Source organism: Pseudarthrobacter enclensis (genome assembly GCF_001457025.1).
GTDB classification, from domain to species: Bacteria; Actinomycetota; Actinomycetes; order Actinomycetales; family Micrococcaceae; genus Arthrobacter; species Arthrobacter enclensis.
The window spans coordinates 319,956-333,495 of sequence record NZ_KQ758603.1 but is presented as its reverse complement, the minus strand read 5'-3'; the positions used below and the strand labels follow the sequence as shown (position 1 = coordinate 333,495).

The following is a 13,540-nucleotide window of genomic DNA, read 5'->3' as shown; positions in this document are numbered from 1 at the left end:
CGGATAATTCAACCGCCCCACAGCATTCTTCGACTTCGACACCACCCACACACCACCATCATTCAAATCCACCTCAGTGGTCCTGAACCCCGGATGGATGACAGCGCCAACGACCAGGGCGCCGAGCGCCAGCGACACGACGGAAGTGCTGAAAAAAGGGGACTGGAGGAACGGCTGACGGCGGGCCCCACCCTGTGCGGCGGCTTTTGCGCGCACGCGTCCGCGAAAGTTCATTGAAACGGTTCCCCCCGTTGGATCCGGCGATGGCCGGCGTCCGGCCTCCAGCAGCCGGGCACAACAAATATAGCCTGTCTAGCTATCAAATGGACAAAACCCCCGAATGACGCCAGGGTTGCTGTGCCTCAGTCCAGGACCAGGCCCTTGCCCAGGCCGCGGGTCAGCCGCACGGGCTTGATTTCGCCGAAGCCGCGGACGTTCTCAGGCGGCTGCGGAATCATGACGAACCGCTCGTCGTGCTCCAATGCGGAGGCGGTCATCGAGTCAACCAGCACGGTTCCGGGGTCGGCGAGCGTGGTCAGCCGCGCGGCCAGGTTGACCGTGGGGCCGTAGATGTCACCAAGCCTGGAGAGGATCCGGCCCCAGACCATCGCCACCCTGGCTTCGGGCAGGATCTCGTCCTCCGTGAATGCCTGGGCGAGGGCCAGGGAAATCTCCGCCCCCGCGGCCGGAGTCTCGGCGATGTAGAGGACTTCGTCGCCCACGGTCTTGACCAGCCGGCCGCCGCCCACCGAGATGATCTCCGCGCACTTGTTCTCAAACCGCTGCACCAGCCGCGCGAGGGTCTTTTCGTTCATGCGGCGGGAGAGGCTCGTGTAGGAGACAAGGTCTGCGAATCCGACCGCGCGGGCCAACGGCAGCGGGGCGTCATCCTCGTCGCCTTCGCGGCCTTCCTCGCTCGCCTGCAGCCCGGCTTCCGCCCGGACGGCCAACCGCTGGACTCCCGCGTTCAGCTGGCGCCGCCAGGAGTACACCAGCACTTCCTCCATCGCGTCCACCAAAGCCGGCAACTCGTTGACCAGCCGTTTGCGGGCCACGGCGTCGGTGACGCCCTGCTCGTGGACCATGTCCTCCACCAGGGCTTCGATTTGCCAGACCACCATGCGGTCCGTCATCTGGCCGATGGCCCGGGTCACGGAAATGGCTGCTTCCTCGGTCAGCTTTCCGGTGCGGACCAGGTCCACGACGGTGGACAGCGCCGACTGGTCGCGTTCGGTGAAGGCGACGTCCTCGTCGCCGAAGTTCGGGAAGCCGAGGGCGCGCCACAGCTTTCGGGCAGACAGCAGGGACAGCCCTGCGCCGGCGGCCACTTCACGACGGCGGAGCTTGCGTTCTCCGCCCAGGAGGCGCGCCTCGAGCGCCTTCATGGCGAGGCGCTCGGCGGACATGGCACCGGTAGGCGGGTGCGGGTCGGTGACCGGCGGCGGCGCGATGGGGTCCACGCGCTCCTGCTGGTCCTCATCGTTCATTCCGTCCACCTTCTTTCATATCCATCAGCGCTGCCCCGGGCAGGGTCGAACCCTGCGGCGCCCGGCGGGGCGGGGTCTTCCGGCAGTTCCCCGATCGCATCGAGGATGAAATCCCGGAACCTGGCGACCTCCGGCACATCCCGGAAGGTCACCACGCCGTCATGTCCGGTTTCCAAGGATATATTCCCGGAGCGCAGGAGCCGTTGCAGCACTGTCTCACGGACGGACAGGTTGCGGACCGATGCCAGCGCAACCTGCTGGTCGTGCCGCTTCATAAGTCCGGACCGGGCCACGATCCGGCGGCTGGTCAGGGTGTAGCGCGTTGCGTGCCAGCGCAACAGCCGGGGCAGGCAGTAGCCCAGCCACACCCAGGCCACGGCCGCGGCGCAGGCCGTGACCAGCCATGGAGTCCAGCGGGCTTCCAGCGCGGGAACCAGCCGCCGGGCTTCGCCCCGCACAATCCAGGCGGACGCGAAGGCGCCGATGGCAGGGGCGACGATGAAGGCGGCGGCGGGTCCGGCAAGCTTCCGGGGCTGGGGGCGGGTGGTGACAATGACCTGCTCGCCGGGAACGAGGTCCTTACGCATAACCGCCGTGGCCGGAATCCTTCGCCGCGGCAGCATCCGTGGAAGCACCCTGTTCCCCGGGGGCGGTCCACGGCCTGAGGTGGACCACGTCACCGGCGGTGACGACATGTTCCCGGGAGTCCTTGTCCACCACCAGCAGCGAGCCGTACTCGTCCAGCCGGGATGCATGGCCAATGATTTCGTGGTCCCCGGGCAGCTGGGCGCGCACCTGGCGGCCAAGGGTCACCATCGCGGCTTCGACGCGCTTGTGGAGGGAGGGGCCGCCAGCCATGCCCGCCGCGGGATCGCCGTCGGCGTTGCAGAAGCTCCGGTAGAGCGTGGCGAACTGGGAGAGGTAGCTCTTCAGGAGCACCGTCCGGTCGGCAGTGAGTGCGCCTTCGAGGAAGACGGACGTCGCGGTGGGAACCGGCAGCTCGTCCTCATGGAGGGTGACGTTCAGCCCGGTCCCCAGGACCACCGGCGGCACCGCCCCATCGGTCATGGGGCCCAGCTGCGCCAGTATGCCGGCAATCTTGCGTCCGCGGACCAGGACGTCGTTGGGCCACTTCAGGTCGGCCGGAATGCCGGCCGTTACGCGAAGGGTTTCGCGCAGCGCCAGCGCGGCAATCAGGGAGAGCCAGGAGTAGCTCTGCGTCGGCAGGGGCCGCCCTTCGGCATTGACGGGCCTGAGGACCAGCGAAACGGAGACCGAACTCAACGGCGGCGCCTCCCAGTGCCGGTCCAGCCGGCCCCGGGCGGCAGTCTGGTATTCGGCGGTCAGCACGGAAAGGTCCGGCCACGATTTGGGGTCCACGGTGACGGCGCGGAGGAGGTCCGCGTTCGTGGAGCCGGTGGAGTCCACCACGTCGAGCCGGGAAATGCCGGCAGCGGAGAGGAAACGCTGGTCTCCCAGCTCCGCCTTGTTCAACGGGGTTCCGGGGGTGTGCGCGTCAGCCATACCTAGATCCTACCGAGCCGCGCAGGGCCCGGCCGGTCCGGCGCCCGGGGCGTGCGCCGGAGGCACCGCTCCCTAGAGGAAGATGTCCGGAACCAGCCGGTGCTCGGGCGCGCCCAGGCTGTAGGGGCGGAAGTCGGCCACGCCGGCGGCGGCCAGCACCTGCTCATCGGTGTAGAAGTTACCGCTGGAGGATCCGCCTCCGGTCAGGTTCCCGCCGGTCAGGATGGCGTGGGCTGCGTCGGCCATGATCTGCGGACCGCGGGCAGCCTGGACCATGGCATCTCCGTGCGGCATGTTCCTGATGGCAGCGGTGTCGATCAGCGTGCACGGCCACAGGGAGTTGACGCTCACGCCGTCGTCCTTGAGTTCGTCGGCCAGCCCCAGGGTGGTCAGGCTCATGCCGTACTTGGCCATGGTGTACGCCAGGTGCTTTCCTGCCCAGCGGGGATCGAGGTTCAGGGGCGGCGACAGGGTGAGGATGTGGCCGCGCCCTGAAGCGCGGAGGGCGGGCAGTGCAAGTTTGGAGAGCAGGAACGTGCCGCGGACGTTGATGTCCTGCATCAGGTCGTACCGCTTCATGTCGATGTCCGCGGTGCTGGACAGATCGATCGCGGAGGCGTTGTTGATGACGACGTCGATGCCTCCGAAGCGGTCCACGGCAGCTTCCACGGCGCGGGCCACATCATCGTCATTGCGGACGTCCCCCACGAGGGGCAGCGCCGCTCCGCCGGCCTGGACGAGTTGCTCTGCCGCCGTGTGGACGGTGCCGGCAAGCTTGGGGTGCGGTTCCCCGGTCTTGGCCATCAGGACGATGTTGGCCCCGTCCGCTGCGGCCCGGCGTGCTATGGCGAGCCCGATTCCGCGGCTGCCGCCCGACATGAGGATGGTCCGGCCGGCGAGGGACCCGGTGGCTCTGTACGGGCCGGCAGCAGCAGTGGAAGCATCGTTGCTCGAAGTCATGGAAAACACTGTAACCCAGATAAGTTACTGATGAGTAACATTGCGGTTGCGGTGGTAGCAGCGCAGAAAATTGTAGGTTTTCTACAGCTGCTGGCGCCCAAACCGTCACTAGACTTGCCAGCAGGGTTCGTTTTTTGTGTGGAAGCTACTTAAGCGCCTCCAGAGCACAGCCCGTGAGCACAGTCAGCGACACTGACCCAATCTGCAACAGAGCCGGAGAAACTTGATGAGCCACGATCTGACAACGACAGCGGGAAAGATTGCCGATTTCCGCGACCGCCAGGCGCGCGCCGAACAGCCCTCCGGCCCCGAAGCCGTTGAAAAGCAGCACGCCCGCGGCAAGAACACCGCCCGCGAACGCATCACCATGCTCCTCGACGAGGACTCCTTCGTCGAGTTCGACGCCCTGGCCGTACACCGGTCCACCGCCTTCGGCATGGAGAAGAAGAAGCCCCTGGGCGACGGCCTGGTCTCAGGCTACGGAACCGTGGACGGCCGCCCCGTGGCCGTCTATAGCCAGGACTTCACTGTCTACGGCGGATCCCTGAGCCAGGTCAACGGCGAAAAGATCGTCAAGGTCCAGGAGTTCGCGCTGCGCAACGGCTGCCCCGTGGTGGGCATCCTGGACGGCGGCGGCGCACGCATCCAGGAGGGCGTGGCCTCACTGGCCATGTTTGCGGACATCTTCCGCAACAACGTGCACGCGTCCGGTGTTGTCCCGCAGATTTCCCTGATCATGGGCCCCTCCGCCGGCGGTGCCGCCTACTCCCCCGCCCTCACCGACTTCGTGGTGATGGTGGACAAGACGTCGCACATGTTCATTACCGGACCGGACGTCATCAAGACCGTCACCGGTGAGGATGTGGACATGGAAACCCTGGGCGGGGCCCGGCAGCACAACGCCACCACCGGTACCTCCACCTACCTTGCCTCGGACGAGGCCGACGCGATCGAGTTCGTCCGCGAACTCCTCGATTTCCTCCCCTCGAACAATTTGTCCGAGGCGCCTGTGCTGGACCACGGACAGGACCCCGAAATCAACGAGGACGACCTCGCCCTGGACGCCCTGATCCCCGACTCCGCCAACCAGCCGTACGACATGCGCGGCGTCATCGAGCAGATCGTCGATGACGGGCACTTCCTCGAAATGCAGGCACTGTACGCGCCCAACGTCATGATCGGTTACGGCCGCGTTGAGGGGCACACCGTGGGTATCGTGGCCAACCAGCCGCTGCAGTTCGCCGGCACGCTGGACATCGCCGCCTCCGAGAAGGCCGCACGCTTCGTGCGGCACTGCGACGCCTTCAACATCCCCATCATCACCCTGGTGGACGTCCCCGGCTTCCTGCCCGGCAAGGACCAGGAATTCCAGGGCATCATCCGCCGCGGCGCCAAGCTGCTGTACGCCTACGCCGAAGCAACGGTCCCCAAACTGACCGTCATCACCCGCAAGGCCTACGGCGGGGCGTACATCGTGATGGGCTCCAAGAAGCTGGGCGCAGACCTCAACCTGGCATGGCCCACCGCCCAGATCGGCGTGATGGGCGCCCAGGGTGCGGTCAACATCCTCTACCGCCGCGACCTTGCCGCCGTGGCCGAGGAAGGCGGCGACGTCGAGGCCCGCCGCGCGGAGGTCATCAGGCAATACGAGGAAGAACTCCTCAACCCGTACCAGGCCGCCGAACTCGGCTACGTCGACGCCGTCATCGCGCCGTCCGACACCCGGCTCAAGATTGTCCGCGGACTGCGCGCCCTGCGCGACAAGCGGGCCAGCCTGCCCGCCAAGAAGCATGGAAACATCCCGCTGTGAGTGACCAAGGAGGCCCCGTGGACCAGGCCGGCGAACCCGCACAGGAACCCCTGCTCTCCGTGGTTAAGGGCCAGCCCAGCGACGAGGAACTCGCCGCGCTGTCCGCCGTCGTCCTTTCCCTGGGCGGCCCGGAGCCGGCCAAGGCCGCCGCGCTGCCGGTCCGCCACTGGGTGCGGCGGCAGCGGCTGGGACTGGCGCCGGTTCCCGGGCCGGGCGCCTGGAAACGCAGCAAGGGCTGATCCCACGCATCCTTTGCGGGCGTGGCCGCGCGGGCTAGTCTCTGATGGTGACCAACGAGACTTCTCCCGCTGCACGCCCGCACACCCGGATCGACGCCGTCGCGGATGCCTACACCGACACCCTCGTCCGCTTGAACCCGTCCTTGGCCACCACGCTGGGACTGCCCGGGGCCGAGACGGAGTTCCAGGACTTCTCCCCCGCGGGCATCGCGGGGTTTGCTGAGGCCGCCCGCCATGCCCTGGCCGGGCTTCAGGGCCTGGAACCGGAGGACGACGTCGACGCCGTCACCCTGGACGCCATGCAGGAGAGGCTGGGGCTGCAGCTGCTGATCCACGCCTCCGGCTGGGAATACGCAGACCTGAACAACATTGCCTCGCCCGCGCAGGACATCCGCGCCATCTTCGACCTCATGCCAACCGCCACCAGCCAGGACTGGGAGCACATCGCAGGGCGCGCCCACAACGTCCCCGCCGCCTTGTCCGGGTATATCGAATCCCTTCGCCTGGCACGCGACTCAGGCCGGGTCGCGGCGGCCCGGCAGGTAAAGATCGTCATTGAGCAGACCACGAAGTACGCCGCCGAGGACGGCTTCTTCGCCAAGCTGGCAGCAGGTGCCGCCACCGCTGACGGCGCCCTTCCCGGCCCGGTGCAGGAGAAGCTCGACGCCGGTGCTGCCGCCGCCCGTGCCGCCTACGCGGACTTCGCCGGATTCCTGCGAACCGAGCTCTTGCCCGCGGCGCCGGAGAAGGACGCGGTGGGCAAGGCACGCTACGCCCTGGCGTCACGTTCGTTCCTGGGTGCTGCCGTGGACCTGGAAGAAACCTACGCATGGGGCGTCCAGGAACTGGACCGGTTGATCGCCGAACAGGAGAAGGTGGCCGGCACCATCAAGCCGGGCGCCACCATCGCCGAGGCGAAGGACATCCTGGACAACGACCCCGCACGCCGCATCAAGGGCACCGATTCCCTCAAAGCCTGGATGCAGGAACTGTCCGACAAAGCCATTGCAGACCTCGCCGGGGTGCACTTTGACATCCCGGACCCCATGAAGAAACTCGAATGCCTGATTGCCCCCACGGACGAGGGCGGCATCTACTACACCGGGCCGTCCGACGACTTCGCCCGCCCCGGACGTATGTGGTGGTCCGTGCCCGCCGGCGAAGACTCGTTCACCACGTGGGCCGAAACAACCACCGTCTATCATGAAGGCGTTCCGGGCCACCACCTCCAGGTGGCCACCGCCACCTACCGCCGCGAGCTGCTCAACAAATGGCGGCGGAACATCTGCTGGACGTCCGGCCACGGCGAAGGCTGGGCCCTGTACGCGGAAAAACTGATGCAGGAACTCGGCTACCTCGACGACCCGGGCGACCACATGGGCATGCTGGACATGCAGCGGATGCGTGCCGCCAGGGTGGTCTTCGACATCGGCGTCCACCTGGAGCTTGAGATGCCCGGCCGGTGGGGCTCCGGAACCTGGACCCCGGAGAAGGGCTACGGCTTCCTCCGGGAAAACCTGCCCATCAGCGAGGGGCAGCTGAACTTCGAGTTCACCCGCTACCTCGGCTGGCCCGGCCAGGCGCCCTCCTACAAAGTGGGGCAGCGGCTTTGGGAACAGATCCGCGCCGAACTTGAGTCACGGCCCGGGTTCGACCTCAAGGAGTTCCACACCAAGGCCCTCAACATCGGCTCGGTTGGACTCGATACCCTTCGGCGGGCGCTGCTGTCCTAGCTCGCCCCCGCTGGGCGGGCGGGCAACATCCTCGGCGTGCTGCTCGTTCCTCGCTTTGACGCACGCTGCCGGATGCCGCCCGCCCGCCCACTTTCGCGAGATGTTAAGCACACCGCCGCTGGGAATAAGTAACAAAAGCCTCATTCAGCCTTGCTTTTCCAGGGTTTTCAAGTTTCGGAAGCGTTGGTGGCCGCGTAATATTTCTCAATGTTCATTTCACGTGATATGGACTGCGGTCCTAGCGTATTCGGGTGAGCACTCAGACAAGCACCCCCTCCTCCGCAGGGAAGTCCGGCTTCCAGCTGCCCAAGTGGGCTGGATCGTTCGGCTTCCAGATTATCGCCGCCCTTATCGTGGGCCTTGGACTCGGCCTGCTGGCCAAGTACACCGGCAGCACCAAGACCAACCCGAACGGGCTCGGCGCAACGCTGCAGACCATCGGCTCGAGCTACGTCTCCCTGCTGCAGACCGCCGTCGTGCCGTTGATCTTCACCGCCGTAGTGAGCTCGATCTCCAACCTCCGGCAGGTCTCCAACGCCGCCAAGCTCGCGTGGAACACGCTGCTCTGGTTCGCCATCACGTCCCTGATAGCCGTGCTGATCGGCATCGGCCTGGGCGTCCTGCTCCAGCCCGGCGCCAACACCGGCATCACCGAGGAAGCCAAGTACTCCGGCAAGTCCGGCGACTGGTGGTCCTTCCTCATCGGCCTCTTCCCCAAGAACTTCCTTGGCCTGGGCGCCAGCTCCACGGTGGCCGATTCCGGCGCCGTCACCACGTCCGTCAGCTTCAACGTGCTGCAGATCCTGGTGATCGCCATCGCCGTCGGCGTCGCCGCCCTCAAGGTGGGCAAGGCCGCTGAGCCGTTCCTGAACCTCAACGCCTCCGCCCTCGCCGTGATCCAGAAGGTCCTCTGGTGGATCATCCGCATCGCTCCCCTGGGCACTGTGGGCCTGATCGGTAACGCCGTGGCCGTCTACGGCTGGGACACCATCGGATCATTGGGCAAGTTCACCGTGGCCATCTACGCCGGCCTGGTCCTGGTGCTGTTCGTGGTCTACCCCATCCTGGTCCGCACCCACGGGCTGTCCGTCAAGCAGTACTTCTCCGGCGTCTGGCCGGCAGTCCAGCTGGCCTTCGTCTCCCGCTCCTCAGTGGGCACCCTGCCCCTGACCCAGCGTGTGACCGAACGCAGCCTGGGCGTCCCCCGCGCCTACGCCTCCTTCGCCGTGCCGCTGGGCGCCACCACCAAGATGGACGGCTGCGCCGCGATCTACCCGGCCATCTCCGCCATCTTCGTGGCCCAGTTCTTCGGCATCCAGCTCGACTTCAGCCAGTACCTGCTGATCGCACTCGTCTCCGTTCTGGGGTCGGCCGCCACAGCCGGCACCACCGGCGCCGTGGTGATGCTCACCCTGACGCTCTCCACCCTGGGACTGCCGCTGGCCGGCGTCGGACTCCTGCTGGCCATCGACCCGATCCTGGACATGGGCCGCACCGCGGTGAACGTGGCCGGACAGGCGCTGGTTCCCACCCTTGTGGCCAAGCGCCAGGGCATCCTCGATGAGTCGCTGTACAACGCGCCACGCAACGGCACCCCGTTCGTTGACGAGGACACCGAGGTCAGCGGGTCCGCCACGGACGGCACAGCCGCAAGCACGGCTTCCCCCGAGCTGCAGGACGCCAAGGCCTGATCCACGGCCGGCCGCACCGCCGGCGGCACTGCGCCGACAGAGTGTCACACAGGAAGTCCCCGGGAAAGGTTTCCCGGGGACTTCCGTGGTTAAAGGCGCCACCCCGGTGCGGGCTGGCCCGTTCGGCAGCGGCGCGTCAGTGGCCGCCGCCTCCGATGACGCCGTTCTGCACCGCCTTGGTGACGGCGTCCGCCTCGGCCTGGGTGAGCTTCCCATCCGCAACGGCCTGGTCAAGCCTGGATTTCAGCCCGGCCGCGCGTTCAGCCTGTTCCTCGGTGCGGAGCTCCTCCAGCGCCGCCGTCACCTTTGCCTCGTCGATGCCCAAGGAGTCGGCGAGCGACTTCGCCAGCGCAGCGTCACGGGCTGATGAGTCCGGCTTCTGTCCGTCGGCGGGCGGCCCGCTGGGCTTGTTCGCGTCACGGAAAGCCTTGAGCGCATCGGCCACCTTCGACTCATCGATCCCCAGCTTCTCCGCCAGCGCCGACGCCTGAACACCTCCACGGGCACCGTGGCGTCCCATGCCGTCATGGCCCGTACCCGAGCCGGCGTCCGTGCCGGCGCTCGAACTGGGTGAGGGTGCAGGGGTTGTGGTGGTGGCAGACGCCATGCCGGCGACTCCGATGGCCGCACTGGCCGCGAGCGCTGCGGCCGAGAGGCCCAGCGCAACTCTTTTTCTGCGTGACATTTTCTTCTCCTGGCTTGTGTCCTGCTGCGCCGTCGGCGACGGCCGGTTCATGCACCCTCGAGGGGTATTGCCAAGCATTCACGCGCAGCTTCAGTAAGGGCTGTTGGGAAGCTTTCATTCTCCTGTGAAAATAACTTGCCCGGAGTGCAAAGTTGCACGTAGTGTAAGAGTGTGAATGTTCCACCGTCCCCGGCCTCGCCGACGTCCGCGCCGGCCCCGTCACGGCGTGAGCTTAATAAGGCGGCCACCCGCCAGGCCATCACGGACGCCGCCCTGTCGCTTCTTCGCTCCAAGGGGCCAGGCGGATTTACGGCCGAGGACATCGCGGAGGCTGCCGGCATTTCCCGGCGCACCTTCTTCAACTACTTCAGCAGTACCGACGCAGCCCTGGCCTCGGTCACGCACGGCTTCCTGGACATCGTCATCCGCCAGCTTGAGCTTCGGCCGGCGGAGGAGCCCCTGCTGGAGGCGGCGCAGGCGGCGCTGATGGCGCTGGCCGATCCGAAGACCGTGGAACCACTCGCTGAGCTGTTCGCCCTGACGCAGCACAGCCAGCTCATGGCGCACACCGACCTTGAGGCCTGGGACCACTGCCGGACGCAGGTGTTCGCTGTGGCACGGGACCGGGTGGCGCGGGCTCCGGACGGAGCTGACGAACTATACGTCCACGCCCTCGCGGGTTCGGTGATCTCCTGCGGCAAGGCCGCCATGGAAGTGTGGTTCAGCCGCCGCGGGACCGACCTCTCCCCCGAATCGCTTGCCGAGCTCCGGCAACTGCTCATCGACGCCATGGCCCTGCTGGGCTCCGGTTTCAGCCCGCCGGCAGCGGCCACCGCCGCGCCGGCACCATCAGCTCCCCGTTCCTCCTGATCAGATCGGTTCTTCCATGGCACTGCTGCTCTACCGTCTCGGCAAGTTCTCCTACCGCCGGCGCTGGCTGGTGATCTCCCTCTGGCTCGTGGCGCTCGTCGCCGTGGGCGGCTCCGCCGCGGCGTTCCACGGCACGCTGTCCAACAACTTCCAGATCCCGGGAACGGAAACCCAGCGGATCGCGGACAAGTTGAAGGAAGACCTCCCCTCGGCCTCGGGCGGAACGGCCACGATTGTCTTCGAAGCCCCGGACGGCGGTTTTACCGACACCAGCCGTGCTGCCGTCACCGACGCCCTCAAGAAGCTCGAAACGCTGCCGGATGTCCGGGGCACCGTGGATCCCTTCGCCACCCAGGCACAGGTAGACCAGGCGGGGCGGTCCATCACCACAGGCGAGCAGCAGCTGGCCGCGGGACAGGCCCAGCTGGAGGCATCCAAAGCCCAGCTGGACGCCGGCAAGGCCCAGCTGGACGCCGCAGAGCAGCAGCTCACTGCCGCCGGCGCCCCGGCCGCTGTCATCGAGGCGCAGCTCGGCCAGCAAAAGGCCGCCCTCGCCGAAGGACAGGCCAAGCTGGAGGCCGGCACCAAGGAACTGGAGGCCAACAAGGCCAAGCTCGAACTGGGCAAGCGGCAGGCCGAGGCCTCGTCCGCGATCCGCTTCGTGTCCGAGGACGGCCGGGCCGCCGTGGCCCAGGTCCAGTTCAACACCTCCATCAACGGCCTCAGCCCCGAGGTGCGCCAGCAGGTCCAGGACATCGCCCACGGGACGTCCTCCGCCGGGGTCACCGCCCTGGCCAGCAAGGAAATCACCGAGGACATCTCCGAACTGTTCGGCATCGCCGAAATTGTGGGCATCGCCGTCGCGGCCCTCGTCCTGATCACCATGCTCGGCACGCTGGTGGCCGCCGGACTTCCGCTCCTGATGGCCGTCATCGGCGTCGGCGTCGGCGTTGGAACCACCTTCGCCCTGTCCGGACTGTTCGACATGAGCTCCATTTCCCCCATGCTGGCGCTCATGCTCGGCCTGGCCGTCGGCATCGACTACTCCCTGTTCATCGTCAACCGCCACCGTACCCAGCTCCTGGCGGGCATGGACCCCGAGGAATCCGTGGCCCGTGCCACCGGCACCTCCGGCAACGCCGTGGTGTTCGCCGGCCTCACGGTGATTATCGCCCTCGCCGCCCTGGTGGTTCCCGGCCTGCCCTTCCTCGCCGTGATGGGCCTGGCCGCAGCCGGGACGGTGGCAGTGGCCGTCCTCGTGGCCATCACGCTCACGCCCGCCATGCTGTCCCTGATCGGCCGCCGCATCATCTCCCGGCGCGCCTGGGCGAAGGCCGAGGCCCACAACGCCCAGCCCGGCCACGAGGCGGCGGACGACGCCAAGGACAAGGAGCGCAGCACCCATGGCTGGGGCGGCCTCGTGACACGCCACCCCGTCCTGGCCATGCTCGCCGGCGTGGTCCTGCTGGGGACCCTTGCCCTGCCCGCCACCCAGCTGCAGCTCGCCCTTCCTGACGGCGGCTCCGAACCGGTGGAGTCCGAGGCCTACCAGGCCTACGACGTCACGGCCCGCAGCTTCGGCGAAGGCGTGACCGGTCCCATCGTGGCCGTCGGTGAATTCCCCGCCGGACTGGACGAGGCCGCAGCGGCCAACCTGCAGTACGACATCGCGGACAAGCTCCGCTCGGTGGACAACGTGGTGGCCGCCGTGCCTGTCGCCATCAGCGAAGACCGCCGCACCGCCGTCTTCCAGGTCATCCCCAAGGAGGGGCCCGCCAGCGCCAGCACCGTCAAGGTGGTCTCGGAACTCCGCGGCCTGAACGCAGAGATCAAGTCCGACTACGACGTCACCATGGGCCTGACCGGCCAAACCGCAGGCAACATCGACGTCTCCACGAAGCTTGGCGACGCCCTGCCGCCCTACCTGGCGATCGTCGTCGGACTTTCCCTGATCCTGCTGCTGCTGGTGTTCCGCTCCATCGTGGTGCCGCTGCTGGCCACCGGCGGCTTCCTGCTCTCGCTCGCGGCAGCGTTCGGCGCCGTGGTTGCCGTGTACCAGTGGGGCTGGCTGGGCACCGTGTTCGATGTCGCCAACCCGGGAGCCGTCCTCAGCTTCCTGCCCATCATCCTGATCGGCGTCCTGTTCGGCCTGGCCATGGACTACCAGGTGTTCATCGCCTCGGGAATGCGCGAGGCGTACATGCACGGTTCCTCCGCCAAGGAGGCCGTCCGTGTGGGCTTCCGGCACGCGGCAGCTGTGGTCACCGCAGCAGCCATCATCATGGTCAGCGTCTTTGCAGGCTTCATCTTCAGCCACCTGACCATGGTCCGCCCGCTGGGCTTCGCGATGGCGTTCGGTGTGCTGCTGGACGCTTTCGTGGTCCGCATGACGATCGTCCCCGCCGTGATGTACCTGCTGGGTGAAAAGTCGTGGTGGCTGCCGCGCTGGCTGGACCGCGTCCTGCCTGACGTGGACGTCGAGGGCGCCAAGCTCAGCCGGCCGGAAGCTGCGAAGGCATCCGCGGAGTTGGTCCACTAGGC

At 67.3% G+C, this 13,540-nt stretch carries 12 protein-coding genes; 6 read left to right on the top strand and 6 right to left on the bottom strand.

Translation table 11 applies throughout. From position 1 onward, the window contains the following. The 5 genes from AS031_RS20200 to AS031_RS13915 form a co-directional block, all read right to left on the bottom strand. A partial coding sequence (locus tag AS031_RS20200) for a hypothetical protein (protein WP_218918363.1) occupies window positions 1-234 on the bottom strand: 234 nt, incomplete at its 3' end. A gap of 128 nt (window positions 235-362) precedes the next feature. Then, window positions 363-1,487, bottom strand: coding sequence for an adenylate/guanylate cyclase domain-containing protein (locus AS031_RS13930; protein ID WP_058268750.1), 1,125 nt, complete (start codon window positions 1,485-1,487; stop codon window positions 363-365). Next, entirely contained in the window at window positions 1,484-2,074 is a 591-nt protein-coding gene (locus tag AS031_RS13925; protein ID WP_228379634.1) for a PH domain-containing protein, read from the bottom strand. Before AS031_RS13925 ends, AS031_RS13930 begins: the two co-directional genes overlap by 4 nt. Next, window positions 2,067-3,011 carry a biotin--[acetyl-CoA-carboxylase] ligase gene (locus AS031_RS13920; protein WP_058268749.1) on the bottom strand — a complete coding sequence of 315 codons (945 nt, stop codon included), beginning with the start codon at window positions 3,009-3,011 and terminating at the stop codon, window positions 2,067-2,069. The genes AS031_RS13925 and AS031_RS13920 overlap by 8 nt, the downstream gene beginning before the upstream one ends. Window positions 3,012-3,083: 72 nt before the next feature. After that, window positions 3,084-3,971 carry an SDR family oxidoreductase gene (locus AS031_RS13915; RefSeq protein WP_058268748.1) on the bottom strand — a complete coding sequence of 296 codons (888 nt, stop codon included), beginning with the start codon at window positions 3,969-3,971 and terminating at the stop codon, window positions 3,084-3,086. A 226-nt stretch (window positions 3,972-4,197) separates the two neighbouring features. Between AS031_RS13915 and AS031_RS13910 the strand changes: the two genes are divergently transcribed. The 4 genes from AS031_RS13910 to AS031_RS13895 all read left to right on the top strand — a co-directional run bounded on the left by AS031_RS13910 (window position 4,198) and on the right by AS031_RS13895 (window position 9,444). Beyond that, window positions 4,198-5,781 (top strand): acyl-CoA carboxylase subunit beta, encoded by a 1,584-nt coding sequence (locus tag AS031_RS13910; RefSeq protein ID WP_058268747.1) that lies wholly within the window; start codon window positions 4,198-4,200, stop codon window positions 5,779-5,781. Continuing rightward, window positions 5,778-6,020 carry an acyl-CoA carboxylase subunit epsilon gene (locus AS031_RS13905; protein ID WP_058268746.1) on the top strand — a complete coding sequence of 81 codons (243 nt, stop codon included), beginning with the start codon at window positions 5,778-5,780 and terminating at the stop codon, window positions 6,018-6,020. The genes AS031_RS13910 and AS031_RS13905 overlap by 4 nt, the downstream gene beginning before the upstream one ends. A gap of 44 nt (window positions 6,021-6,064) precedes the next feature. Continuing rightward, window positions 6,065-7,753: a DUF885 domain-containing protein gene (locus AS031_RS13900; protein ID WP_371325990.1), complete on the top strand. Its 1,689-nt coding sequence runs from the start codon at window positions 6,065-6,067 to the stop codon at window positions 7,751-7,753. Between the two features lie 251 nt (window positions 7,754-8,004). Then, complete coding sequence (locus AS031_RS13895) at window positions 8,005-9,444, top strand: dicarboxylate/amino acid:cation symporter (protein WP_058268745.1); 1,440 nt, start codon at window positions 8,005-8,007, stop codon at window positions 9,442-9,444. Between the two features lie 136 nt (window positions 9,445-9,580). Here the strand turns inward: AS031_RS13895 and AS031_RS13890 are convergent, their stop codons facing one another. Beyond that, complete coding sequence (locus AS031_RS13890; RefSeq protein WP_058268744.1) at window positions 9,581-10,129, bottom strand: hypothetical protein; 549 nt, start codon at window positions 10,127-10,129, stop codon at window positions 9,581-9,583. Window positions 10,130-10,300: 171 nt separating this feature from the next. Between AS031_RS13890 and AS031_RS13885 the strand changes: the two genes are divergently transcribed. Beyond that, complete coding sequence (locus tag AS031_RS13885; RefSeq protein ID WP_058268743.1) at window positions 10,301-10,999, top strand: TetR/AcrR family transcriptional regulator; 699 nt, start codon at window positions 10,301-10,303, stop codon at window positions 10,997-10,999. Between the two features lie 16 nt (window positions 11,000-11,015). Then, window positions 11,016-13,538 carry an MMPL family transporter gene (locus AS031_RS13880; protein ID WP_058268742.1) on the top strand — a complete coding sequence of 841 codons (2,523 nt, stop codon included), beginning with the start codon at window positions 11,016-11,018 and terminating at the stop codon, window positions 13,536-13,538. Window positions 13,539-13,540: the final 2 nt, after the last annotated feature.